This window comes from Methylobacterium sp. AMS5, assembly GCF_001542815.1.
GTDB lineage: Bacteria > Pseudomonadota > Alphaproteobacteria > Rhizobiales > Beijerinckiaceae > Methylobacterium.
Genome location: NZ_CP006992.1, coordinates 1,184,425 through 1,210,336 on the forward strand (window position 1 = coordinate 1,184,425; position 25,912 = coordinate 1,210,336).

The following is a 25,912-nucleotide window of genomic DNA, read 5'->3' on the forward strand; positions in this document are numbered from 1 at the left end:
CAGCTGAACACGAAACGGTGAACGCGGCGGCTGGTCGGTGGAATCGCAGGCTTGGCGACGGCCGGCCTCGATCTTCAGAACTCACCCGCCATACCGGCGCGCAAACCTTGCTGATTGGCTTGGCTGTAACTGTATCCGGCCGTCACCGCGATCGGGATTACGGTGTCGAGCCGATGCGCGACACCGATGCCACCGGCCCACTCTCCTCGGAACGTTGCGCCATTGACCGTCCAGCTGGTGCGGCCGGGCTGTGAAGGCATTGAGGCTGACGTCATGGCCATGGCTGCCGCGACGCCCTGGCGTGCCTCGCGCCGTGTCGCCGTGGCGTATTGGCCGAGGCCGCTGATCTGCGCTCCCAGATTTTCGACTTGGGTCGCCAGTCCGGCGATCTGACCCGGCCCGTAGCCGGAGGTGGCCAAGTTGCCGGAGGCATCCGCCGTCACGAATGTGGTGGGGCCGGTCTGCGCCGCCCGGCTTTGGGCTGAGCCGACGCCTGCCAAGGTGTAGCTGCTGCGTTGGGAGCCGATGGCGATCTGGTTGGCGCGCATCGTCGTCACGCCGGCGCCGATGGCGACGGCGTTGTCCTGCTTCGCCGCGGCACCCCGTCCCAGAGCCACCGCGTCGATGCCCTCGGCGCTGGCGCTGACACCGAGGACGGTGGCACCCGCGCCGCCAGCGTAGGCCGAGCGGCCGATCGCCGTACTATTTTCGCCGGTGGCGGCGGCAAAGGCGCCGAAGGCCGAGGCCTCGTTCCCACTCGCGAGCGTGCTGAAGCCGACGGCGGTGGTCGGGTCGGCGATGGCCCGTGCGCCGTAACCGATGGCGGTCGATCCGTCCCAGGTCGCCTGGGAGCCCGTGCCGATCGCCGTCGTCGCGGCAGCCATCGCTTGGCTCCCTTGCCCATAGGCTGTGCTATCGACGCCGCTCGCGATGCTGCTGGCGCCGACCGCTGTCGTCCGGTCCCCTATGGCCGTGCTGTCGTAGCCGATGCTGGTCGTACCACCCCCCTGCGAAGTCGTCATGGACCCCACGGCGACGCTGGCACGTCCTGTGGCCGTAGCGCCGTAGCCGCTGGCATAGGCGTCGGACCCCGAAGCGACCGGCTTGGCAGCACTGCTGGTGTTGTTGGCCCGCACCGGGAAGTCTTGCATCTTCGCGTCGATGGCCTGAGCGGTGGTGTTGAGCTGGCCGAGATTGACGGCATCGCCGGCCGTCTTGCCGGCGGCGACGCCACTGACTTGGCGCGGTCCCTCCAGGCCGGACAGATTGACGACCGTGCCCCCGGCCTGTGCCGCGACCGTGACGGTGCCGGCCGTGCCCGTGGGCTGCAGGGCGATCGGTCCTCCGGTCGAACCGACCTGCAGGGCGGCGACCTGCTGCGTCACCGCGCGGATGTCTGTGGCATTGCGGGCCAGAGCCGTGTCGACGGCGCTCAGCGCGCTACCGACGTCAGCGTATGTACTGCCGCGGATGCTGTAGCTCGGCGCGGTCCAGCCTCCGACGGCATCGAAGCGCGCCCCCCCGCCTAGCAGGGCCGCCATCTGGCTGTTGGCTGCAAAGAGCTGCCCACCGTTGACGGCCTCAGTCGAACCGCCGTTCAGGCCGCCTGCGGCGACGTTGACGATGCGCCGCTCGGCCCCGACACGCCCGACCGAGAGCGTATCGGCCTGATCCGCGATCGAACCATTGCCGATTGCGATGGCACGCGCCGCCATTGCCGTAGCGCCATGCCCAATGGCTAGCGCGTCGGCGCCCGTCACGGACGGCGCTGTCAGACCGGCCGGGTTGCTCGTGGCCAGCGGCAGATCGGTGATGCGCGCGCCGACACTGGTCATCGCTGCGTTCAACTGTGCCAGGTTGACCGCATCGCTGCCGCTGGTGCCGGAAGCCAGGCCGGTCAGCTTGCGGCTGCCCTGTGTGCCGGTCAGATCGACGACGGTGCCACCTGTGCTTCCTGCCACGGTGATAGGGCCGCTGGCAGGGTTCTGCTGAACGAGGCCGATGCTGCCATCGTCCAAGCTGCCGCGCAGGGACGTTAGCGACGTCGAGAGCGAGTCAACCTGCCGATTCGTGCTGTCGAGCTGCCCGCCATTGACCGCATCGGTCGAACCGGCGGCCACCCTGCCGCCGGCCACGTTCACGACGCGCCGCTCAGCCCCCACGCTGCCGACCGAGACCGTGTCGGCCTGGGTCGCAACCGATCCGGTGCCGATGGCAACCGAGCGGGTCGCGCGCGCCGATGCGCCGTACCCGAGGGCGGTCGCGCCGCCTCCGGCGGCGGAGGCAGCGGGCAAGCCGTCCGGGTTGCTGACGGCCACGGCAGGAGCACCGCCGACGCTGAGGTTGGTCAGAGCCGCGCTGAGCTGTCCCACATTGACGGCATCGTTGGCGTTGAGGCCGGTGGCGACCCCCGTCACGCGGCGATCACCCGCGCTGCCAGTCAGGCTCACGACCGTGCCGTTCGTGGTGGCGCCCACGCTCAGGGTACGGCTTGCCGGATCCTGCTGCACGAGGCCGATCGTACCGCTCGCCAGCCCGGTCTGGAGGCTCGTCAGGCTGGCTCCGGCGGCCGTGATTGCCGTCGTGTTCATGCCAACCTGCCCCTGAAGACCGGCGACGGCCGTGCGGGTGCCCTGGCTCACGGTCTGCAGAGCGGCAATGTCAGCGGCGTTGAGGCCGGCGCGAAGGTCCAGCGCGCCGATAGCGCCCGCCACCGTGCCGAAACCCGCCCCTCCGACCGTGAAGGCCGGGCCCGTGAACGTTCCGGTACCCGCGTCGAAGGCGGCACCTCCCCCCAAGCTGTTGCCGAGGCTGGTGAGGCCGCCCTGCACACCCGCGATGCGACCGTTCGCGGTGCCAAGAGCCTCGTTCGTGGCGTGCAACTGCCGCCCCGTCACCGCATCCGTCGATGCGGTCGAGAGTGTCGCGTCGCCCACGTTGACGATGCGGCGCGTCGCACCGGCCGCTCCGACGGAGACCGTGTCTGCCTGATCCGCCACGGAGCCTGCGCCGAGCGCGACGCTGCGCGCGCCCGTGACCTGTGAGCCGTACCCGAGACTGAGCCCGTCGCTGCCGGTCGCGAGCGGCAGGGCGCGGCCCGAGAGGTTGTTGCTGGCGACCACCGTCGAACCGCCGCCGATGCCCGCGACGATGGTGTTAAGCTGGGCGAGATTGACCGCGTCGTTGGCGCCGGTCGCAGCCGCCACGCCCGTCACCCGTCGGTCCGCATTGCGGCTCGCGAGGCTGACGAGGCTGCCGCCCGTATCGTCGCCGATCGTGATGGGGCTGGCGTTCCCGCTCTGCCGGACGAGGCCGATGGTGCCGTTAGCCAGCCCCATCTGCAGGCTGACCAGACTGCCCGCGGTGCTGGCAAGGCCGCTTGTGTTCGCGGCCGCCTGTCCCTGGACCGTGATCAGGCCCGCGGTGTTGCTGGCGATCTCATCGGCGTGGGCGCCGACCTGGCCTCGGAGGCCGGCGAGAGCGGCGGTGTTGCTCGCGACGATCTGGTTCGTCGCAGCAAGCTGGCCACCGTTGACGGCATCGGCCGAACCGGTAGCGAGGCTGCCGGCGGCAACGCCCGTGACCTGTCGCGGACCAGCGAGGCCGGCAAGGCTGATCCGGTATCCGTCGGTGCTACCGCCGACGGAGAGGTCGCGGCTGATCGCGTCCTGCCGGATCAGACCGATCCCCCCGTTCTGAACGGCGGAGCGCAGGCCCGCGAGGTCGCCCGCCGCGCTGGTGAGGGAGGCTGCGGTCGAGCCGACCTGCCCCTGCAAACTGCTCAGAGAGGCCGTGAGGCTGCTGGCTGTGGACGTCAGCTGGCCCTGCACAACTGTAATCGCCGAGGTGTTGCCGGCGACCGCCTGGTTCACGGCATGGAGTTGCGATCCATTCACCGCTTCGGTCGAACTCGCCGTCACCGCGCCCGCTGCGACGCCGCCGAGCTGACGGGCACCGAGGGTGCCGGCGAGGCTCACGCGTGTCCCATCCGTGAGCGCCCCCACGGTCAGGGTGCGGCTGGTCGGATCCTGGCCGACAAGACCGAGCGCCCCACCGGCGACCAGGCTGTGCAGGTTGGCGAGTCCGGTCGTGTTCGACGCGACCTGTTGATTGGTGCTGTAGAGCTGTGCGCCGTTGACGGCGTCCGTCGAGCTGCCCGCGATCAATCCCGGTGACAGGCCACGGATGCCGACGGCCCCCAGTGCGCCGCCCTTGCTGAGATCGATCGCGTTCGTTGCCGCGCCGCTGCTGCCAGGGACATACTGCACCGAGAGCGTGTCGAGAGCGCCGAGGGCGCCTCCAACCGAAGCATATGAGTTGCCGCCGACACTATAGCTCGGGGCTTGATAGGCGCCCGTGGCGGCGTCGAAGCCGGCCCCGCCGCCCAACGAGGCTGCGAGTGATTGGCCGGAGCCGCGCAATTGGCCGAGATTGACCGCGTCATTGCTGTCGACCGCGGCACCCACGCCGCTCAGCCGACGGTCACCGGCGGATCCGGCGATGCTGATCACGGCTCCGTCCGTCCCCTTCCCGATCGTCAGCGTGCGGGAGACGGCATTCTGCTGGACATGATCGGGCAGGCTCGCGACCTGATCCTGCAGGGTCTGAAGGCCGGCAGCCGTGGATGTCAGCGCCGTCGTGTTGCTCGTGAGGCGAAGATCGAGAGCCCCGAGAGCCCCGCCGACGTCCCGATAGGTGCTGCCCTGAACGGCGAAGCTTGGGGCCGTAAACAGGCCGGTGGTGGCATCGAACCTGGCGCCGCCTCCGAGCCCGCTAGCGAGGTTGTTTCCAGCGGCCGAGAGCTGACGAAGGTTGACGGCATCGGTAGGCCTGGTTCCGCCGGCCACGTTAACGATTTGCCGCTCGGCGCCCGCATCGCCGACCGACACCGCGCCTTGGGTCGAGGCGACGCCCGCGCCGCTGAAGTTCTCGATGGCGCCGGCAAGCCCCGACCGCGTGGCGACTGATCCGCTTCCGAGGGCAACGGCACCGGACGCGCTGGCCGTACTTCTCGCGCCGAGCGCGATGCCATCGTCGGCGACGACGCTGCTGCGCAGGCCGAGGGCGAGCGCCTGATTGGCCGCTGCACTCGCACTCGAGCCCAGCGAAAGCGCGTTGACCTTGCCCACCGCGGTGACGGCACCATTGCCGAGGGCAATGGACGAGACGTCACCCGCGCTCGCGGCCGCTTCGGTAGGGCTGCCGAGGCCGGTGATGTGACCTCCGCCGATCGACAAGCCCTTGCTCGCATCGAGGGTCAGACTTGAGGCGCTGAGATTGCAGTTGCCCGGGCTGTTCACACTGACGAGATGACCGTTTGCGTCGAGAACACCCACGCGCAAGGTGATGTCTGAGAGAGGCGCGACGATTCCTTGGCTGATGTCGCCAACCAGGCCTGTGAGCGTTGATGTTAATCCGCTCACCAGAGGGAACGATGATGTGACCGGCGTCGGCGCCACAAGATGAGGCAACTGAACACCAAGTCCGGCGCAGACATTGATGAGATTTGCCGATTGCGCCTGAGCACCAGGCGCGTAAAGGAGAGCTGAGAGGCTCGACGACGAGAGAGCTGATAGCAATAGTCGGCGCGCAGACGTGGGTATTAATTGGAAATTATGCGCTTTTTGGCCTTGGATTCGTAGACGAAATCTTGTCATTGCCTGACTCGACAGCCCGTTCGCGTCCCAATTCAAGCCCCGCATTCTTAACAATGGTTTAACATCAGAAGTTGAGTAGCCAAATCGCTACGGATTTCCGATGGCGTGCAAGAATGCAACGATTCAATTGCAAATTTTTGTCCCATCGAGATAATACTCAAAAAAATATCGGCAGGCGCCGAAAGTCTATCTACCGATGGATCTATGATTGGACATTTGCCAAATAACCTTTGAAGGTTTATTTTTACATATCTGATGGTAATTGTCTGCGACGGATCGGCATTTGATACACAGGAAAATAACCGAATAAATCCTGCTCGAAAGACTGCCGTGAACCTGTAGTGAGTCGATCGGCCTTCTTGAGCCTCAGCCGGACGAAAGCGACGAGGTGCAGGTCGGCCAGGGTGCTGGCGTAGCGCTCGCAGTCTTTGATGGGTCGGCGGAAGCGGTCTGAACCAGGCGTGGGTTCGCTCGACATGCGCCGATCGCGAACCCGGACCAGGACTGCGAAGGCTGCCAAGCGGTGCGCGATGCTGTCTGATGGCCGCGTCCGCAACTTGGGGTGCCGACATAGGACGGGCACAGAACCGCGCTAAGCCGACAGATCAAGAACATCGGCGGTGTCGGCGGGCTTGCGTGTGTGGATGCCCCCTGTTTGGCAAGCTTGATCTGCGATGTTTCGGCGGGGTCTTCGATCGGACGTGTGTCAGGCCTCACGATGTGTCCTTCGATGACGCCACGGGCCGGTATGCTGTTCGGAAGGCTGGGTTCGCATCGGTTCGGAGAGCTGCAAGCGCTCGAGCGCCGGGTCTGAATGTCCCTGCCTTGAACTTCGAAGTCCGTGTCGCCTACTCCTCGTCGATCGCTCGCCCCGGCCTTGCGGCCATGGTGTGCCTTCGCCCTGTTGCGGGGCTCGGGTCACGCCATCCGGTAATCTTCCTGCCTCGTCGTCACGGCCCAGATCATCCGCGCCATTTTGTTGGCCAGCGCGACCGCCGCGACCATCTTCGGTTTGCGCGCCACGAGGGTCGCGCGCCAGCGGTTCGCGCTCCCGCCCTTGCGAACCACCCAGCGGATCACGCTCATGGCCCCGACGATGCGCAGCCGTCGGATATCGGTCTGGCCCATCTTGCTGACGGAACCGAGCTTGGCCTTGCCGCCCGTGGATCGCTGCCGTGGGACGAGGCCGAGCCAGGCGGCGAAGTTGCGTCCGCTGTCGAACGTGTCGAGACCCGGAGCGAAGGCAGCCACGGCCCCTGCGGTCACCGGCCCGATCCCCGGTATGGTGCACAGGCGTCGTAGATCGGTGTCCGTCCGCGAGGCCGTCTCCAGTTCATCCGCCAGCCGCTCGATCACCTCCGTCAGCCTCGCGATCTGGTCGAGATGGACCGCCCCCATCGCGCGCACCGCGCCAGGCAAGTCGCCGACCTCGCCAGCACCTTGAGGTTCGCCGGCCCCTTCGGAGCGACGACGCCGAACTCGGTCAAGCGGCCACGAAGCGCGTTGATGAGCTGCGTGCGCTGACGGACCAGACACAGATGCGTGCGGAACGCCACAGCGCGGCCTTGCGTCTCGGCGCTCTTCACCGCCACGAAGCGCATGCTCGGGCACGCGGCCGCCTCGGCGATCGCTTCCGCGTCGGCACGATCGTTCTTCTGGCGTTTGACGAATGGCGTCACGTAGACCGCCGGCACCAACCGGACCTCGTGACCGCTCTTCTCGGCCACGCGACCCCCGTGATGGGACGTCGAACACGCTTCCATCGCCACGACGCAAGCCGGCTGATCCGCCAGAAGCGCCGCAACCCGAGCCCGCGACAGGGCACGGTTATCGAGAACCGATCCATCCGCTCTGACCGCGCAGACTTGGACGCTACCCTTCGACAGATCGACTGCCAGCATGCTGATCTTCGTCGTCGTCAATGACCCCTTCGATCGGTTCCGATTGAACCGTCAGGCATACGAGATGCCGTTCGGTGGGGGCATCCACCGCATCAGTGCACCGCCCTCGAACGCCGGCGCTCCGCAGCCCACTACACATCGTCGAACAGGCGGCTGATCTCCGCTGCCGCCGCCTCGTCCCGCGTCTCGGCCTCGATCCCCTCGCGCATGATCGTACGCGGCGACGCACCGTAGAATTCCTGCAGCGCGTTGCGCAGACTGCGCTCGGTCCCAAACCCGCTCGCGCGCGCCACCTCGGCCAGAGGGAGCGCTGCGGAATCCGCCTGCGTCAGCAACCGCACCGCCAGAGCCGCCCGCCGCCGCCGGATCACCGCCGCCACCCCGCCATCGGGAGCGAACACCCGGTACAGCATCGAGCGCGACAGCTCGAATTGCACGCACAGGCTCTCCACGCCGAAGTCCGGCCGTGCCGCCTCCCGGTCGATGAAGCGCCGCAGCTGTGCCAGGGGCGGCGGGGCGGCCGGGACCCGCTCGGACGCCTCGCCCGGCACCTTCCGCTCCGGCGCCACGAAGGCCGCCGTCACGCCGACCACGGCCCGCGCCAGGGCGAGGGCGGCACGGTCGGGAATGTTACCCACCCCGGCAGCCAGCGACGTCAGCAGCGGGCCCAGAACCTGCCCCGCCGGACTGCCGGCCGCGAACACGACGCCGTCGACCGCCGCCGCCTCACCCGCTGCCGCCTGGAACACCGCCCGCGGCATGATCAGGCCGACGAGGCGCATGGGATCGACCCGCAAGTGCATGCCGCCCTTCAGGTCGACGATCAGGCAGTCCCCGGCGCGCACGTCGACCGGACGGCCGCTGACATGGCCGTGCATGCGCCCCGACACCATGCAATCGGCGATGATGTGGTCGTGCTTCCACAGCGCCCGGCTGCTCGTCCCGCGCACCAGCGTCGCGGGCGCCATCGAGAGATCGACCGCGAGGAAGGGCCCGATGGGATGGACGCCGACGCTGCCCTCGAACCCGTCGAGATCGCCGGGCGCGAGCGCGGTCTCCATCGAGACGGAGGTGGCCGCTTGCCACACCCGCGCCCGGACGGTGGGGTCGGGATGGCTGTGCCGGTCGACCCGCAGATGGACCGGTTCTGGGACGGTCGCGCTATCCTCCCCGTCTTTGCTGGGCTCCGTCTCCGCCTCGGGTTCCATGTCGTCTGCCGCTCCGCTGCCGTGGCGAACCTAGCGGCCTCCGCATCCAAGCCGATGGAAAATTCGTCCAGGCCGGTCGAATCTTGAGACGCGGCTTCCGGCCAAGCTCAATGCAGTATTGTCCAGCGGGTCGGCGCCATGGTTCCTCTACAGAGATGCCCGCCGGTCCGAGACAACTTGCGATCTGAACTGACAAATCCGGCGCCGGGACGGCCGACGGCCCCTCTGCGGACGCGGCGCGGAACGGCGCAGGGAAGCCAAGCCCGTCCGGTCCTATCCGCGCGGGAGCGAGTGGAGAGGAGATGAGTGATGGTGCGTCTGGATGACGATGTGCGACGGGATCGCGCGTCCGAGCCACTCCGGTAAGCGGCCATCCCTGTGACCCCGAAGTCCCATCGCGCCTTTGCCGCCATCGCCCTGGCTGTGACCGCCTCGCAGATCACTCCGTCGTCGTTGAGTCGGCAGCTCCGACAGGCGCCGAGCGCCCCTCCCTGCGTGCCGGACGCCTGTGCATCCGAAGCGGCGGGCCGGCGCTCAGCTCATTGCCGCGAACTTCGCCGCCCGCCTGACCTTCACCGTCGCCCTGCAGTTCTGACGGAACCCCGCGATGTCCCGCCCCGCCTCGCCCCGCATCCGCGCCTTCACCGGCGCGCTGCTCGCCTCGACCGCGCTGGTCGGGATCGGCCTCGTGCCGCTCTGCCCCGTGCCCGTCCGCGCCGAGCCGCTGCCGACCGGCGGGCAGGTGGTCTCCGGCGGGGTCACGATCGGCGCTCCCAACGGCAACGCTCTGGCGATCACGCAGTCGAGCCAGAGCGCCATCGTCAACTGGCAGGGCTTCTCCGTCGGCGGGGGCAACCGGGTCGACATCCACCAGCCGAACGCGAACGCGGCGATCCTGAACCGGGTGACGGGCGCCACGCCCTCGACCATCGCCGGGCAGCTCAACGCCAACGGGCAGGTCTACCTCGTCAACCCCAACGGCGTGACGATCACCCGTTCGGGCCAGGTCAATGCGGCGGGCTTCGTCGCCTCCTCGCTCGGCATCTCGGACGAGGACTTCAAGGCCGGACGGCGCCCGTTCCGCGGCTCGGGCGCCTCGGCGCCGGTGACGAACCACGGGGCGATCACGATCGGGCGCGGCGGCTACGCCGCGCTGATCGGCGGGCGGGTGACGAACACCGGCACGATCCAAGTGCCGATGGGCCGGGTCGGGCTCGGCGCGGGCGAGCGGGCGACGCTGGACCTCTCCGGCGACGGCTTTTTGCAAGTTGCGGTGCCGACGCAGGCCAAGGGGCGCGGCGCCCTGGTCGAGCACGCGGGCACGATCTCGGCGGATGGCGGGTCGGTCACCCTTACCGCGGCAGCGGCGCGGGACATGGCGCGTCAGGCGGTGAACCTGTCGGGTGTGGTCGAGGCGCGCGCGGTGGCGGGGCGCAACGGGCGCATCACCCTGTCGGGGGGCGAGGGTGCGGTGGCGCTGGCGCCGAATGCCCGGCTCGACGCCTCGGGCCTGGACGGGGCTGACGGTGGCCGGGTGCGGATCACCGGCGGGCGGCTCGACGTGGCGGGCCGCGTGGACGTGTCCGGCGCGAGGGGGGGCCGGGCGCGGCTGAAGGCGGGCGAGAGCCTCGCGCTGTCGGGGCGGGTTCTGGCGGAGGGCCGTACCGGCCAGGGCGGGCGGGTGACCGCCACCGCACCGACGATCGCGACGCACGCAGCGCTAATCGAGGCGTCGGGCGCGAGCGGCGGCGGCGTGGTGCGCGTGGGGGGCGGGCGGCTCGGGCAGGGTCCGCTGGCACGCGCCGAGCGCGTCACGGTCGATGCCGCGAGCACGATCCGGGCGGATGCCACGGTGCGGGGCGACGGCGGCGACGTGGTGGTGTGGTCGGATGTCGGCACGCGGTTCGCCGGACGGATCGAGGCGCGCGGCGGCGCCTCGGGCGGCAGCGGCGGGCAGGCGGAGGTGTCGAGCAAGGGCGTGCTGTCCTACGACGGCACGACGCTCCTGACGGCGGCGCGGGGTGCCTTCGGCACGCTGCTGCTCGACCCGCACGACATCACCATCGCGAACGCCCCGGACAGCGGCGTCTCGGGCTTCACCGCCACGGGCGAGCGCAGCGTGATCGACGCGGCGCGGCTGCTGACGGCGCTGACGACGGCCCACGTCGTGGTCTCGACCGGCCCGACGGGCAACGAATCCGGCACCATCACGGTGGCGGCGCCGCTGACGTGGAACACCGGGGCGAACCTGACGCTGCAGGCCGCCGGGGGGATCGCCCTGAACGCGCCGATCACCGCGCCGGCGGGCGGACTGATCCTGCAGGCGGGGGCGGGCAGCGCCGTCACGGCGACGGCCGACCTGTCGGTGGCGCGCTTCACCCTGGCCTCGGGCAACTGGGCCCAGAACGCGGCCACGCTGCCCGGCTTCGCCACGGCGGACTTCCGCATCGCCGACGGGGCGAGCTTCCTGCGCGCGGCGGGCGGAGCGGGCACCGCCGCCTCGCCCTACCGGCTGAGCGACATCTACGGCCTGCAGGGCATGGGCACCTCGGCGGCCTATCGCGCGGCGTCCTACCGCCTCGCCAGCGACATCGATGCCGCCGGCACCGCCACTTGGTGGGGTGGACAGGGCTTCGTGCCCGTCGGCACCGGCGTGGACGAGGCCATGTTCACCGGGCGTCTGGACGGGGCGGGGCACACGGTCTCGGGCCTCGTCATCGCCAGGCCCGCGACGGATAACGTCGGGCTGATCGGCTCACTCGGCAGCGGCGGAACGGTGACCGGCCTCGGATTGGCCAGCGGCCGCGTCACGGGTCATGATCAAGTGGGTGGGCTGGTCGGCTACAACGACCTCGGCACAGTGAGCGACGCCTCCGCCACCGGAGCCGTGACAGGCCACAATATCGTGGGCGAGCTGGTCGGCTGGAATGGCGGCACGGTGAGCAAAGCCTCCGCCGCCGGTACCGTCACCGGCACGGGCGTCTACGTCGGCGGCCTGGTCGGCACCAACTACACCGGCAGCATCAGCCAATCGTATGCCACGGGCACCGTGACCGGCTCCGGCAACCACGTGGGCGGTCTGATCGGCTCCAACAGCGGCGGTACGGTGAGCGACGCCTATGCCACTGGGGCGGTCACCGGCAGCAGCCGATACGTCGGCGGCCTCGTCGGCAACAACAACGGCACCCTGACGAACACCTACTGGGACACGCAGACCACGGGGCAGGGTGCGAACGGGGTGGGCACTGGCTCCTCCGCCGGCGCGACGGGCCTGACCACGGCGGATGCGCGCACACAGGCTGGCTATGGCGGCTTCGACTTCACCAGCCCCAACGCCGTCTGGTATCAGGCCAGGGACATGCGGCCGATCCTGCGCAGCGAGGCCGCCGCGGCCGGAGCGGACGGGGTGATCGCGGTCTCCAACCTGCACCAGCTGCAGCTGATGGGGGCCAACCTCGGCGGCTCGTACAGCCTCACCGCCGACCTCGATGCCACCGCCACCAGCGCCACGGACGCCTCGACCGGCCCCTGGGGGGCGGGCGGGCTCGTGCCGGTCGGGACGAACGGCACCCCGTTCACCGGCAGCCTGGACGGGGCGGGCCACACGATCACCGGGCTGACCATCGCCCGGCCGAGCCAGGCCGGTGTCGGGCTAATCGGCTTCCTTGGTACGGGCGGCCGCGTGAGCGGCCTCGGCCTTGTCGGCGGCAGCGTCTCGGGCGCCCAGACCGTCGGCGGCCTCGTCGGCTCGAACGCCGGCACGGTGAGCCAGTCCTACGCCAGCGGCAGCGTGACGGGTTCCACCGACGTGGGCGGCCTCGTTGGCTCCAACAGCGGCACCCTGAGGGGCACCTACTGGGACACGGGGAGCACCGGGCAGAGCGTCGGCGTCGGCTCGTCCGCCGGCGCCACCGGCCTGAGCACTGATCCTCCCCCGCTTTCACGGACACCTCTGATACGCTCCTTGCGGGCGGGGAAGGTGTTTGATGGCCAAGACGAGACCGAGTTCACCCCCGAGTTCAAACGCGAGGCGGTGGCCCTGCTGGAAAGTAGCGGCCGGCCGCAGACGCAGATCGCAGCCGAGCTCGGGATCCAACCCTCAATGCTGAGGCAGTGGCGCTCGGCGCTGATGGGTGGCTCCCCACCACCGCGAGCAGAAAGGTCACCGGGAGCCGCGCCTGCGAGCCCAGTGGCGTCCCCCTCCGACCAAGCCGCTGAGATCGCCCGTCTGCGGCGTGAACTCGACCGGACGCGCATGGAGCGCGACGTCCTAAAAAAGCGATCGGCATCTTCGCGGAGATGCCCAAGTGACGTTCGCCTTCATCGAGCAGCATGCGAACACCTGGCCGGTGCGTCTCATGTGCCGCGTGCTCGCAGTCTCCCCCAGCGGTTACTACGGCTGGCGGTCACGTCCCGAGAGCGACCGGTCGGTGTCGAACCGTCAACTCCTCGACGACGTCCGGCGGATACATGCCGAGCATCATCGGCGCTATGGCTCACCTCGGGTGCACGCGGCCTTGCGCGCAGAGGGCCGAACCGTCAGTCGCGGGCGGGTGGAGCGCCTGATGCGCCGTCAAGGCATCCGGGCTCTGGCAGGGCGTCGGTTCCGGCCCTGCACCACCGACAGCCGTCATGATCTGCCGATCGCGCCCAACCTCCTCAAACAACAGTTCTCGGCTGCCCTGCCCAACACGGTTTGGTTGGCCGATATCACCTACCTGCCCACCGGCGAGGGCTGGCTCTATCTGGCCGCCGTTCTCGATCTCGCCACGCGAAGAATCGTCGGTTGGTCCATGCGCGACCACATGCGGACCGAGCTGACATCGGCCGCCTTGATGAGGGCCACCCAACGGCAGCGACCGGCCGCTGGGCTCATCTGTCACTCGGATCGCGGCAGCCAATACGCCGCCGAGGCCTACCGAAAGCAGCTTGCCGACATGAAGGCGACGCCCTCCATGAGCCGTACGGGCTGTTGTTACGACAATGCTCCCATGGAAAGCTTCTTCCACACACTCAAGGTCGAACTCGTCCACCAACGACGATGGGCGACCCGGGACGAGGCCCGACGCGACCTGTTCGCCTACATCGAGGGCTACGACAATCGGCAGCGCATCCACTCAGCGCTCGGTTACATCACGCCCGAGCAAGCCGAGCGGAATGCAAGCTAAACCCCGTGTCCGCGAAAGCAGGGGAGGATCAACGATTGGCTCAATCACTTCCATGGACTCCCCATCCGCTATAAGCGACGGACCGAGATCGACAAGGCTTTCATCAGCCTCACCCTCCCGCCTCATCACCATTAATCAGACAAATCGGTTCCGTTTGGCGCCCTGAATTCAGACTTTCCTCACCGGTCTGTAATATGCATCGGCGGCAACCGGCGAATTAAGACTGAATTTCATAAGACAGGTGAGACGATGCATGTCGACGGTGCCACGAGCGGAGTGAGCCCTGATCGGCGTTCGGTCCTGATTGCGATGGCAGGATCCCTCCTCTGGCTGGGGACAGACGCCATCGGGGCGGAACCCGTTCGTGTTGCTGGTGTGGCAGGCTCGTCGGTGGGTGGCGAAGTTCCCGGTCATCATCGCCTCATCGCGCAATCCGAGCCTGCGCTACTCGATCTCTGCGCGATACCGCTCGACCAAGGTGGCCCGCATGCGGCGGTCGTTCAAGGTTCCGACGATCCCCTGGGCCGCTTCAAAATCGTGGCCTCGGGCCGTGCCGGGGGGAAGGCCGTATGCGTTCGACCGATCCGGCGTGGCGGAAAGTGCGTGGCCCTGTCGAGCGATCTGCCGCCGATGTCAGAGTTCGCGACTTGCCGCCGCGTCGCGCCTGATCACCTGCGGCAGGCGCTCGCCGCTGGCGTCCTGGATGCGGCGGTCGTGAGCGAGGCGATGGCTCGCACCCTCAAGATGCAAGGACTGGTGGGCGATCCGGAAGGCGTGGTGGCGCCTGCCCTGCGCCCCTCCCGCCTGATGGTCGATGCAGTCTGGTATAGCCGCTGTCCCAACGAGGTTGAGCGACTTAAATCCGCGTTCGATGTCTCCGTGCGTTAAATTTATTGCTACTTATGCCATTTTCTCGACAATATCAGCCTAGGATGATGAAGTGACAAGGCAATATTCATGGGCGGGCTGGTTGCTGGGAGGACTTGAATCACGCACCGACGCGTTATTGCGGATCCAACAGCTGCTGGTGTTGACGATCTGGCTCGTGCCGGTGAACTGGATCCTCGGCACGTCTTTGATTTGGCTCTACGCGGTCGCGCTCGCTTCTGTCGGCTCGATGAGACGGCCGTCGGGACCGGAATACGCCCTCCTCGGGCTCTCCGCGGCCTTGCTCCTCGGGCTTGCGGTCTCAGGCAATCCGTCCGTCGACCGCACACTCGGCTCCATCTATAACCTAACCCTGATCGGCGCGCTGATCATCATCATGAACGCGGCACGGCACCTCGCGAGGTCGAGGCCAGCCGAGCTTCAGCGCCTGTGGGCGGCGGCAATCGCACTATTCCTCGTCCAAGCTCTCTGGGCGTTCGGCATCTGGGTCGCGGTGATGAGCACCGGGATCCTCGACGCACAGGTCAAGACCCTTGTCGTCGGTGCCATTGGGGATCTGCCCGGCGTTCTCGCAGAATATTCGCGTGCTCTCATTGTCGAGACCGATTGGACCAGTACCGGCCCGACTCTCCGGGTGAGCGGGTTCGGCCTGTATGCGACCGAGGGGGCACTCCTCGTCGCGCTCGCCGGACTCCTCGCGGCCATCCGCCTTGCTGCGACGCGACGGCCGGTCCTCCTCATTGCTCTCGTTGAAGTTGTGACGGTGATCGCACTGGTTCTGGCGGCAAGCCGCACGACACTCCTCGGCTATGTCGCTTCGGCCGTCCTCCTCGCAGGGCTGACAGGCCGCCGTGCGTTGGTTGGTGTCCTGATTACGCTTCCCATTGCCGTGCTGGCGGTGGGCGCCACACTCCATTACGGACCAGCCGCCCTGAGCGAGGCGTTCACCGCCCTGAACAGCAGCCGCGCCGGGTCCTCCGACACCCGCTTCCTCTCCTACACGCTCGCCATCGACATGGTGATGCAGGAAAATCCCCTGACGGGACTCGGCATCAAGCCCCGCGACCCGTCCCTCCTCGAGATCCCGATCGGCTCACACTCCTCGTTCATCTCAATGTTCACGAAAGGCGGCTTCGTCGCACTTTCCCTGTTTACAGCTTTTTATGGGATCATCATCGCTCGGATGATCGGCGTACAGCAGCGGCTGCTGTTGTCCGGTCCAGGCGACCCCATCCAGGGTCGGCGTGTGGCGTTGATTTATCTGTCGCGCGCTGTGTTCGTCATCCTGGTCTGGTGGACGACTGAGGATTTCGACGCGCCGGCACAGGCCGTGCTCGTGACCGCGATCTGCCTTGGGACGTTCTGGGGGCTCAGCGAGTCGACGCAGCCGGAAACGCGGCTGCCCTGGGGCCGCGGCACAGCGCGGGTGCGCATCTTGCCGAGGACGACGGATCAAACGGGCAGGCTGCAAGGTCACGTGCCAGCGCTGCACAGCCCCGTGTCGGACGCCAGATGAGGGGATTGAAAATGGCCCTGAATGACACACCGATGGCGCCTGCGACCGGCACCTTCGAGGATCCTCCCTTCAGCCGCGCCGTCTCTGAGGTTGTGGCGGCGATTCGGCACAATCTCGGTCTGGTTGCGCTGGTGGTCGCGCTGGCGCTGGCGCTCGGGGCCAGCACGATCCTCGCCTTCCCCCGTACCTATACAGCGACGGGCCAGATCACCATCGACCCCCGTGGTTTGCAGGTCGTTCAGAACGACCTCACCCCGCGGGGTACGACAAGCGAGGCTCAGGCCGTACTGGTCGACACGGAGACGAGAGTTCTCGTCTCAGACATCGTTTTGAGCACCGTCGTCGCATCTGAGCGCCTGTCCGACGATCCGGAATTTCTCGGCCAGACGAAACTGCTCAATCAGATCCGCGCGGCATTGTTCGGACCAAAGGTGCAGAGCGCGGAGCAACGCCGCCTCGCCGCATTGGAAGAGCTGAACCGGCGAACCCGCATCCTGCGCCCGAGTGGAACCTTCGCTGTCCAGATCTCGGTCACGACGTCTGACCCGCGGAAGTCGGCACAACTCGTCAACGCGATCGTGTCCAGCTACATCGAGGCGAAGGGAGAGCAGCGCAAGGACGCGGCGCGCCGCGCTGCGGACGGACTGGATGCCCGCCTGGGCGACTTGCGCGACCGAGTCGCCGACGCCGAGGGCAAGGTCGAGGCGTTCAAGCGCAAAAACAACATCGTCACGCAGGACGGCCGCCTCAACAACGATCAACAGTTGAGCGAAGCCACGAGCCAACTCGTTGCGGCCCGCTACATCCTCAACGAGCGCCAGGCGCGGTACGCGCAGGTCGAGAAAGCCCTGAGGATCGGAGCAGCGACCGACGATCTGCCTGACGCCCTGAAGTCGGCGGCGATCACCCAGCTGCGCCTTCAGTACGCGGACAGCCTCCGCCAAATGAACTCCATCCGCAACACGCTCGGCGACCGCCATCCGGAGGTGGGCAACCAGCGGGCACAGCTCCAGGCGATCCGGTCGCAGATCAACGCAGAACTCCAGCGTATTGCGAGCTCGCTGTCCAAGGAGGTGGACCAAGGCAAGGAGAACGAGCGACGGTTGCAGCGGGGGGTTGACCGTATTGTCCAGGACAACGCGCGGATCGGCGATTCACTCGTGCGTTTGCGGGAGCTTGAGCGCGCGGCCCAGACGCAAAGGAGCATCTACGAGGCGTTCCTGACCCGGTCCCGCGAACTCGTGGCGCAAGAGGATATCGACACCTCCAACATCACCGTTATCTCGCCGGCGACCATACCGCTGGAGCCAAGCGGTGCGTCTCCACTGGTCATCATGGCGGTCGCCGGTGCTCTGGGCCTCAGCGTCGCGGCTGCCCTCGCGGTGCTCCGAGCCAGGATGAGGGGCTGCATCCGGACACCGAACGATCTGGCGGAGCGCATCGGTCTTCGAGTCCTGACCTGCCTGCCAGTCTTCCGCCTGCATCGACGGAACAGAGGGGCGTCCATGGTCGAACTCTACGATAGCAGGAGCACGCCGGGACGCGAGGCAATCTTGGGCCTGGGAGCGCTCTTGGACGTCGTGCCAGGCCTGGGTGAGAGGACCAAGCCCAGCGTCGTCGCGGTGATGTCGGCGGAGGCGGATGCCGGGTGCAGCACGGTAGCACTCAACCTCAGTCTTGCCTTCGCGCACGACGGCTGGCGCACGCTCTTGATTGACGCCAATCATCGTGACGCGAGGCTGACGGGGATCCTGAGCCCCGGCGAGACATCCGGCCTCGACAAGGTTGTTACGAGGCGCATCCCGCTTGAGCGCGCAGCAAGGGACGTCCAAGGCTATCCTATTGCCTTCCTGGGCGTATCGCCATCGTGGGATGGCGCTCTCCAGTTCGAGCCCCGGGCCCTCGCGCATACCCTGGTCGATCCAGCCGTCGACCGGTACGACGTCCTCGTCGTCGATTGTGGCGAGGCCAGCGGGCATCCCGGCCTCCGAGGCCTCGCCGGTATCGCTGACGGGATCCTGCTGACGGTTCGGAGCGGCGCGACGCATGTGCGGTCGTTGCAGACCCTGCACGGGCTCCTGGGGCCGGCTGTCGAGAAGGTGCTCGGGGCCGTGTTGCTCATCGGCGAGCGGGCGGCAGGTACGCCGTTGGTGCCGGGGCGACCTCTGCCGCTGCAGAATGCAGGGCAGGCCACCCGGTGGCCGCGTTGGCGCACCGCCCGGGCGGAGTGGCAAAGGGCGCTGAGCCCCTCCTCCGCGGGTGCGTCCGGCGGCCCGCTCAAGTCTGCCCACGATCAGGGCTGACGATGGATCGCGGACCGTACCGCCACCCCTGGCTGCGCCTTGGCCGGCTGGCTGCTCTGCTGGCCCAGCCGCGCGTCGGCGTGCTGACGGCCGAACGCCCGCTCGTCTCATTCACCTTCGACGACATTCCCGACAGCGCTGCGTCGGTCGGCGCGGCGATCCTCGAGGCGAATGGGGTGGCCGGCACGTTCTACATTGCTTCGGGCTGGCTCGATCGAAGCTTCGGTCCATGGCGATTCGCGGATCAAGCGGCACTTTCTCGGCTCCTCGACCGAGGTCACGAGATTGGCTGCCACACGCGCTCGCACCCGGACGTGCAGCGCGTCGCGCCTGACGCCCTTGCGGCCGAACTGGACGGCAATGCGGCCTCCCTCGCGACGATCGATAGCCGGATCTCGCTGAAGAACTTTGCCTATCCATTCGGGGGGACCGGGATAGGCCAGAAGAAGATCATCGCCGCGCGCTTCCGCTCCGGGCGCGGCACGCGGGCCGGCTTGAACGTCGGCAACGTCGACATGGCTCAGCTCCGCGCCGTCAGCCTGTACGATCAGAACTTCCCGCCGGGTCGGCTCTCCGATCTCTTGGCCGAAACCGTCCGGCGCCGGGCGTGGCTGATCTTCTACACCCATGATGTCGGTTCGCCTGCGAGCGACCAGGGCACGTCGCGCCGCCTGCTGGCCGAGGCCGTCAATGCAAGTCTGCGCGCTGGCTGCGATGTCGTGACCATCGACCGAGCCATCGATCTGGCCATCGACCCGGCTCGTCGCGGTGCAGGATAGGGCGATGCTGGAGATGCGCGACCTCTCGGTTCCGGCGCGGGGCCGGGACGATACTGCCGCACTGCAGGCCGGGCTCAACCGGGCCGAGGGCGCTGGCCTGCGGCTCGAAGCCCGAACCTACAAAATCAGCGACACCCTCCTGATCCCCAGCGGGACGATCCTCGACGGCGCGGGGGCTGTTCTGCACAGCACGGCGGATGATCGCCCGATCCTCGCCTCCCGAGCCTATGCCGGACCCGCGCCACTGCGTGGGCGCACCCGGATCACGCGGCTGCGGCTCGAAGGAACCGGGCGCGGCCCCGGCCAGCATGGCGTGGTCCTGCTAGATTACTGGTCGGAGATTGCGGAGGTTGAGGTGGCGACGGTCGGCGGACGCGGGATCGTCCTCGCCGACCGGGACGCCGCCGACCGCGCGCCGACCGGCACGCTGGTCGAGAACCGCGTGAGAGACTGCGCCGTGCGCGGATCGGGCCGGGCCGGGATCTGGGCCGGGGACGTCGCCAACGGACGCCTCACCGACGGTCTGATCCGCGATTGCATCATCGCCCTGGCCGAAGACGCGCGAGAGCCCGCCCTGATGATTGGGCATGCAGCCGGATGGACGATCGATGGGATCCACACCTACGGAGGGCGCCCGGAGCGCGCAGTCGATCTGCACCAAGCTTACTTTACGAGCTTGACCAACCTCTATGTCGAGAGCTTCGCCCAGGCCGCTGTCACTTTGGCCGCCGTCCAGACCAGCGTGACCCTGTCGAACCTGAACCTCGTCGCCGGCGAGGTTGAGACGGAAGCGGCCTTTCTGGAGCTGTCTGCTCACCGCGACTTCCCAACCCCGCGTGTGCTCGTCTCCAACGTCGCGCTCTGGCGTGAGCGTGGCAAGCCGATGGACGCCGTACGGATCGCCGATACCCGGCTGATCCTCGACGGCGGCCCCGTTCTCGTCCTCGGCCCCGGCGCGTCCGGCGTCCGCCGGGCTGGCCTGCCGGGTGCGGACACGTCCGGTGGCTTCGGTTCCCGCTCCGTCCCGTTTGCCGGCCGCGCCCCCCAGAGCCTTGTGATCGCGACTGCCGACCGTACCGAGGCATTCCAGGCCTCTGTCGTCGTTGTGGTGATCGGGCGGGCCACGGACGGCGCGATCGTGACACGGTGGATGGCGCTGGCAAGCTGGGGGCGATTGCACCCCGGCGATCCGCTGCCGCAAGCCGACCTGCTTCCGGTCCTCGCGCCCGAAGGCTTCATCGCGCCGCCACGACTCAAGATCGCGACGGAGTCCGGGAGGCTGGTCCTGAAGCTCGTCTTCACTGCCGCCGCATCGGGGCCGGGCCACGTCGCCGTTGCCTAGAGTTGTCCCCGATCGTGCTGTGATAGGGGGCTCCAAGCCCTTGTTTTGACGCGTTTTCTCGCGCCGAACCGGCCTCCACCTCGACGGACAGCGCTCTCATCGCGCAGGCGGTCCCCGGAACGCGCACCAGAGCGACAGCCATCGCGACCCGGGAGGCGTGACACTCATCGGACGGGATTGAGCAGCCTCAACGCAGCACACAGCGAGAGCCCGTACAGGACGCTCCAGATGATGTCGAGTGCAGCGGGCCACGCTGTGAAGTCCGGAAGGCTGGTGATCACGACGGACAGGCCGATCATCTGTGCCAGGAGCAGCAGAATCGCGACGAAGGTGAAGACCTGCATCCTGTCCGCGGCGAAGAAGAGTTCGGCGTGATAGACGAGACCGATCCGCGCCATCGGCAGAACCCAGCAGGCCGAGAACCACGGGTACGCGGCCACCACGTTCTGACCCAGCAGCGTCGGGCGAAGCGAGAGCACCAGCAGGGCGCCGACGAATAGCATGAAACTGCCGATGCAGATGCTGACCTCGCAGACCACGCGGAGCGAGAGATTGCTCAGATCGGCTGGACGCTGGATCAGCCGCCGTACGATGAGGGGAAAAGCTGCTCTGACAGGAACATTGGCGAGGTCGATGACCTTCATGCTGAGCGCGTAGACACCCGCGGCCTTCTGGTCGGCCAGGACGATGACAAGGATCTTGTCGAACTCCGTCCCTAGAGCTTGGATGAGGCGAACGGCTTCGAACGCAATCGACTGCCACAAGCGGCGCTTCAGGACGCTGTTGCGCCAGAGAAGCCGGCCGCGCGGCGCGAGCGCGGCCGCGAGAACCATGACCGAGACGTTCCCGGCGAGATAGACCCAAGCCCAGCTGTTCAGGTCGTGTGCACCCGACAGCCACAGCACCCCAACCGCGGCGGTGCGCGCGGCGGGTACGGCGAGAACGAGAGTCGAGGCCGTCGCGAAGCGGCCCAGTGCGGTGAAGAGCTGTACGATCGCATCGACGTAACGGATGCACAGCACTTCCGAGAACACGACAGCGAGGAAAGGCCCTAAGGCGATGTATCGGTCGAAAAAGGCGACATAGACGATCAGTCCGAGTGCCGTGGCGAGTGGTATTGTCGCAAGCACGTAGACATGAAGCGTCGTGAGATAGAAGCCGAGCCGCCTTCGCTGCGTCGTAGCCACGCGGAAAAGGGGCGCGACGAAGCCGAACGAGCCGCCGCAACTGAGGATGATTGCAGCCGATACACAAGCGGCGAACGTTCCGTAATCAGGCAGCGTCAGGGTATTGACGAGAAGCGCAAAATACAGGGCTTGCACGGCGACCCGGCCGAGCGAGCCGGAGGCGAGCTTGAGGTATAGGGCCGTCGCCCTCCGCAGGCGCCGACCCACGGTCGATGCAGGGGCGTGCAGCAGGATGGTCAAAGGCCCACCAGGGCGCCGCCGACCCGGGCGAGCGTTAGGGGCGTGATGCGCGGCGCCCGCACGATCGCCTGGCCTGTCGCATCGAGTGCCGTTGCGTAGCGACCCATGCGCAGCGCCTCCGTGGCGATATAGCCGAGTAGATGGGCTTCCGCCCGGCGGCGCAATTGCAGAAGCTCCGGGCCTGCAACGCGGCGCGCGATCCCCGGATCCGAGAAGATGGCGTCGAGGCTCGCCCGGAAGTCGGCAAGCGTCAGGACGCGTCGGTGCATCGCGCTCGAATCGTGCATCCGGTAGTCGAGAACCACGAGGCCGGCAACGTAGTGGAACCGCGCCATGGCCGCGATGCGGCACCACGCTTCCCAGTCCTCGCAATAGCGGATCGTCTCGTTGAAGCCACCGACTGCCTGGAAAACCTCGCGCCGGATGATCGGCGCACCAACGATCATGAAGTTGCCCGCCAGGGCCTCCCGCAGCACGTCGCCGGACGGCTTGTTCGGGACTGTCCTGAGCGAGCGCAGCGCGCGCAGCGCGCCGCGGCGTCCAACGGGTTGGCCCGTCTCGTTAATGCGTCCGTAATCACCGTACACGACGCCCGCATCGGGATACGCGCTCGCAGCCGCGAGCAAGGCGGTCAGCGCGTTTGGTCGGAGCAAATCGTCTGCATCGACGAAGTAGAGCCAATCTCCCGTCGCACAGGCGCCGCCAGTGTTGCGCCCCCCGGACGGCCCAGGCTTGCCGGCATTCACGACCAGCTTGATGCGCCGGTCGACGAGGCCGGCGACCACGGCACAGGTCTCGTCCGTTGAGCCGTCGTCGACGACGACGACCTGCGCGACCACCTCACCCTGTCCGAGCACACTATCAAGGGCACTGCGGATGAAGCGAGCGCCATTTTTAACTGGAATTACAACACTTATCACGGCGAATCTCCACTTAATCCATTTGAATACGGGGTTTCGCTGAATGATACATAATATAAAAATAGTGTATTTCTGTAACAATCCATCATCTTAGGCATGCCCGTGGCGGGTACGGCTCGAAACACGGGGACTAACCCACTGTCCGGCTCTGCCCTCGATGGAGCGTGCGAGCGCGGCCTGCCGAGTCCTCCGAGATCGCACGCTTACCTTCACCGATGTGCGAGGAAGGCCGCAGCGGCGGTGCGCAGCGTGGGCGAGCGACCGTAAAGCCAGAGCGGACCAGCCAGGGCGACCTTCTGCGAGAGTGCTGTCTTGAACGCTGTCACGCCGGGGTTGCCGTCGGGGTCGATGCCGCCGAAATCGAAGACGTGGCAGCCCGACGCCCTTGCCTGCTGGATAATGCGCCACACCGAGAGGTTCGCCGCGGCGCTGGCGCGGGCGCGCTCGTTGGATGCGACGAAGAAGTCGGTGCATCGCTGGGCAGAGAGGTGAGCGATGCGGACCAGAATCAACTCGCCGCCCTCCCTGATCTCAAGCAGCAGGTGATGTGGGTCGGCGGCCAGCAGATCGCGGTATGCGGAACTATCGAAGGCTCCCCCGAAACCCTTCCGCGCCTTCAATTCCTCGTACATGACGGCGAAGGCGTCGAAGCAAGTGAGCCGCTCTTCGCGATCCGTCACGAAGCGATGGCTCAGTCTCGGGTTGGCGAGCGCTTGGCGAAGGGGCTTCCGAAAGCGCGGCGCCATCCCGGACATGATCGCGGCCTCATCACCTCGGATGTCGAGTTCGAGTGTGAAGTTGCGCGGGGAGAGAACCGGGACGAACTTTCTGGACAACAAGGCGAGCACGGCAGTATTTTGGGTGAAACTCTGGAAGTTTATGCCTAGGAAATCCAGGCTCCGTGGAGCCAATTTTTCGATCAACGCCGTCATGATGGCCGGGGCCTCACGCTCACCGCGACCAGTCAAGAGCGGGCCTCCTTGAATATAGGTGAAACGGATCGGGCCTTTCTGCTTTGAATGATACTGGACGAGGCCCAGCAAATCTCCGTCCGCAGTTAGGGTAGCGAGTCGACCGACCCGCCAGCCGAGACGCGCCTTATATCGCCCCCACATCGAGCTGCAGAACACGTTGCCGAGCGGCTGGCGCCATACCTGCTCGTCCCAGTCGGCATCCGATAGATCGTCGCGAATGATAATTGTCACGCCCTGCGCCATATCTTTGCGAGCCGCCTAACCTCAATCGGTGCTGATTACCCGACTGTTTGAAAGCCGTGGAGAAATGCTGATTCGTCGCCTGTGAGTTGATCCAGATTCGACATCAATGGTTGCGAATAGTTAATCTTCAATAACGGGCGAAAATGGGAAGGTTGCGGCTGCTTGCCGGCTTCACAGGCAGACGACCCGTCCGGCACTCACTTCACTGCCGTGGTGAACCTAGCGCCCTCCGCCTCAGAGCCGACGGAAAATTCGTCCAAGCCGATCGAATTTTGAGACGCGGCTTCCAAGCAAGCCAATATCAGTATTGATCGGCGGATGCTTCCTATGTTTAATCTATAAGAGTGTCGCTTTCGTTAAATTATCTGCGGCCTGGACTGACTAACCCGTCACGAGGTAGGATGCCACTCTATAGACGCTGCGCGGCCCCACGCAGGGGAGCCAAGCTGATTCACCCCTGTTCGCGCGTGGGCAAGCGGAGAGGAGACGGGCGATCGCACTTCTGGGTGATGAAGGGCAGCGAGATCGTGCGCCCGGAGCCCTTCGAGGGGCGGCCATCTCTGTGACCCCGCCGTTTCGTCGCGTCTTTGTTGATTAAGGCGGGAGTATTTTTCGGATTTTTCTCTGGAGCTGGAAGATGCGAGCTTTTTGAGGAGATGTATAATGATAGATGCTTCTGCGCGCTTCGACGATAAATTTGGACTTAATGAATACAATATACAAGATGTTCACAAACAACGATTGGGTGGAATTGATATCGCTGTCCTTGATTGCCGCCAAACTGCAGAACTGATCGTCCGTGCCGCTCTGGAACGACAGGGCAGAGGACGGCCGCTGATGCTTTCTTCTGCCAATGGCGAAGTGATTTCAAGATGCCGACGCGATCCCGAGCTCGCACGCGCATTCGCCGCGGCGGATCTTATAAACGCCGACGGTCAGCCTCTAGTCTTCATTTCTCGATTATGCCGCAATCGACTGCCGGAACGTGTCGCGACAACAGACTTATTTCACGATGTCGCGCGCGAGGCCATACGCAAAGGGGCCACCTTCTACATGTTTGGTGGAACTGAAGCTGTAAATCAGGAGGCTTGCCGCCGCGCTGCTGCTCTCTATCCTGGCCTTTCTATTGTTGGTCGCTCGCACGGCTATCTCACGGGCGAGAAACTAGAGGCCACGATCGAGCACATCAAGGACCTCGCACCTGACATCCTCTGGGTCGCGCTCGGCGTCCCGTTAGAGCAGCAGTTCTATCAACAATGGTCGCATAGGCTTAGTACTGTTGGAGCTATCAAGACGAGCGGTGGGTTGTTCGATTTTCTAGCGGGCGTGCGGCGGCGTGCGCCTAGATGGATGCAGATGATCGGCATTGAGTGGGCCTACCGCATGATGCAGGAGCCCCGGCGGCTATGGTGGCGCTACGCCGTCACAAACCCGCACGCAATCTACGTGCTTTTCACTCAGTCCAGCATATCGCGAAGAGCCGATGTCGCGTAGGCGGTATACTGATGAAACTGTACCCTGGGTGCCTCCTTTTATAACAAGCATCTGTTCTAGTTCCATTGGGGCTGGGTTGCCGCAAACGCGTT

General features: G+C 66.6%; 12 protein-coding genes and 3 pseudogenes. 8 read left to right on the top strand and 7 right to left on the bottom strand.

Annotated features, from left to right (window positions below; translation table 11 throughout):
• Positions 1-74 precede the first annotated feature (74 nt).
• From Y590_RS05500 to Y590_RS05510, 4 genes and pseudogenes are all read right to left on the bottom strand, one after another.
• A complete protein-coding gene (locus Y590_RS05500; protein ID WP_158509730.1) occupies positions 75-5,693 on the bottom strand; it encodes a beta strand repeat-containing protein in 5,619 nt (1,872 codons plus the stop codon).
• 208 nt (positions 5,694-5,901) lie between these two features.
• Entirely contained in the window at positions 5,902-6,135 is a 234-nt protein-coding gene (locus tag Y590_RS27650; RefSeq protein ID WP_502689506.1) for a hypothetical protein, read from the bottom strand.
• Between the two features lie 440 nt (positions 6,136-6,575).
• A pseudogene (locus Y590_RS05505) lies at positions 6,576-7,558 on the bottom strand (IS110 family RNA-guided transposase).
• Between the two features lie 131 nt (positions 7,559-7,689).
• Positions 7,690-8,766: a helix-turn-helix domain-containing protein gene (locus Y590_RS05510; protein ID WP_060768975.1), complete on the bottom strand. Its 1,077-nt coding sequence runs from the start codon at positions 8,764-8,766 to the stop codon at positions 7,690-7,692.
• A gap of 607 nt (positions 8,767-9,373) precedes the next feature.
• On the opposite strand from Y590_RS05510, the pseudogene Y590_RS27230 reads away from it, so the two are divergent.
• The 7 genes and pseudogenes from Y590_RS27230 to Y590_RS05540 all read left to right on the top strand — a co-directional run.
• Positions 9,374-11,893, top strand: a pseudogene (locus Y590_RS27230) (two-partner secretion domain-containing protein); the annotation flags it as partial.
• An 859-nt stretch (positions 11,894-12,752) separates the two neighbouring features.
• Positions 12,753-13,934: pseudogene (locus Y590_RS05515) on the top strand (IS3 family transposase).
• A gap of 249 nt (positions 13,935-14,183) precedes the next feature.
• On the top strand, positions 14,184-14,822 hold the full coding sequence (locus tag Y590_RS26275) for a hypothetical protein (protein WP_210172757.1): 639 nt from the start codon (positions 14,184-14,186) through the stop codon (positions 14,820-14,822).
• An 82-nt stretch (positions 14,823-14,904) separates the two neighbouring features.
• The gene (locus tag Y590_RS05525) at positions 14,905-16,338 is read left to right on the top strand and encodes an O-antigen ligase family protein (RefSeq protein WP_210172758.1); all 1,434 of its coding nucleotides are present in this window, start codon (positions 14,905-14,907) and stop codon (positions 16,336-16,338) included.
• A gap of 11 nt (positions 16,339-16,349) precedes the next feature.
• Positions 16,350-18,641, top strand: coding sequence for a GumC family protein (locus Y590_RS05530; protein ID WP_158509731.1), 2,292 nt, complete (start codon positions 16,350-16,352; stop codon positions 18,639-18,641).
• A gap of 2 nt (positions 18,642-18,643) precedes the next feature.
• Positions 18,644-19,420, top strand: a complete 777-nt coding sequence (locus Y590_RS05535; protein ID WP_060768980.1) for a polysaccharide deacetylase family protein — start codon at positions 18,644-18,646, stop codon at positions 19,418-19,420.
• A gap of 4 nt (positions 19,421-19,424) precedes the next feature.
• Positions 19,425-20,762, top strand: coding sequence for a hypothetical protein (locus tag Y590_RS05540; protein WP_060768981.1), 1,338 nt, complete (start codon positions 19,425-19,427; stop codon positions 20,760-20,762).
• Positions 20,763-20,926: 164 nt separating this feature from the next.
• Here Y590_RS05540 and Y590_RS05545 read toward each other — a convergent pair whose 3' ends face one another.
• From Y590_RS05545 to Y590_RS05555, 3 genes are all read right to left on the bottom strand, one after another.
• On the bottom strand, positions 20,927-22,189 hold the full coding sequence (locus Y590_RS05545) for a polysaccharide biosynthesis protein (protein ID WP_144439934.1): 1,263 nt from the start codon (positions 22,187-22,189) through the stop codon (positions 20,927-20,929).
• The gene (locus tag Y590_RS05550) at positions 22,186-23,109 is read right to left on the bottom strand and encodes a glycosyltransferase (RefSeq protein WP_286161894.1); all 924 of its coding nucleotides are present in this window, start codon (positions 23,107-23,109) and stop codon (positions 22,186-22,188) included. The genes Y590_RS05545 and Y590_RS05550 overlap by 4 nt, the downstream gene beginning before the upstream one ends.
• 209 nt (positions 23,110-23,318) lie before the next feature.
• Complete coding sequence (locus Y590_RS05555; RefSeq protein WP_060768984.1) at positions 23,319-24,326, bottom strand: lipid II:glycine glycyltransferase FemX; 1,008 nt, start codon at positions 24,324-24,326, stop codon at positions 23,319-23,321.
• A 663-nt stretch (positions 24,327-24,989) separates the two neighbouring features.
• On the opposite strand from Y590_RS05555, the gene Y590_RS05560 reads away from it, so the two are divergent.
• Positions 24,990-25,820 (top strand): WecB/TagA/CpsF family glycosyltransferase, encoded by an 831-nt coding sequence (locus tag Y590_RS05560; RefSeq protein WP_060768985.1) that lies wholly within the window; start codon positions 24,990-24,992, stop codon positions 25,818-25,820.
• Positions 25,821-25,912: the final 92 nt, after the last annotated feature.

What these genes read in the sequence shown, in the direction of transcription:
- Y590_RS05510 (WP_060768975.1), bottom strand. Translation starts at nt 8,766, where the DNA reads ATGGAACCCGAGGCGGAGACGGAGCCCAGCAAAGACGGGGAGGATAGC.
- Y590_RS05535 (WP_060768980.1), top strand. Translation starts at nt 18,644, where the DNA reads ATGGATCGCGGACCGTACCGCCACCCCTGGCTGCGCCTTGGCCGGCTG.
- Y590_RS27650 (WP_502689506.1), bottom strand. Translation starts at nt 6,135, where the DNA reads ATGTCGAGCGAACCCACGCCTGGTTCAGACCGCTTCCGCCGACCCATC.
- Y590_RS05555 (WP_060768984.1), bottom strand. Translation starts at nt 24,326, where the DNA reads ATGGCGCAGGGCGTGACAATTATCATTCGCGACGATCTATCGGATGCC.
- Y590_RS05540 (WP_060768981.1), top strand. Translation starts at nt 19,425, where the DNA reads ATGCTGGAGATGCGCGACCTCTCGGTTCCGGCGCGGGGCCGGGACGAT.
- Y590_RS05530 (WP_158509731.1), top strand. Translation starts at nt 16,350, where the DNA reads ATGGCCCTGAATGACACACCGATGGCGCCTGCGACCGGCACCTTCGAG.
- Y590_RS26275 (WP_210172757.1), top strand. Translation starts at nt 14,184, where the DNA reads ATGCATGTCGACGGTGCCACGAGCGGAGTGAGCCCTGATCGGCGTTCG.
- Y590_RS05560 (WP_060768985.1), top strand. Translation starts at nt 24,990, where the DNA reads ATGATAGATGCTTCTGCGCGCTTCGACGATAAATTTGGACTTAATGAA.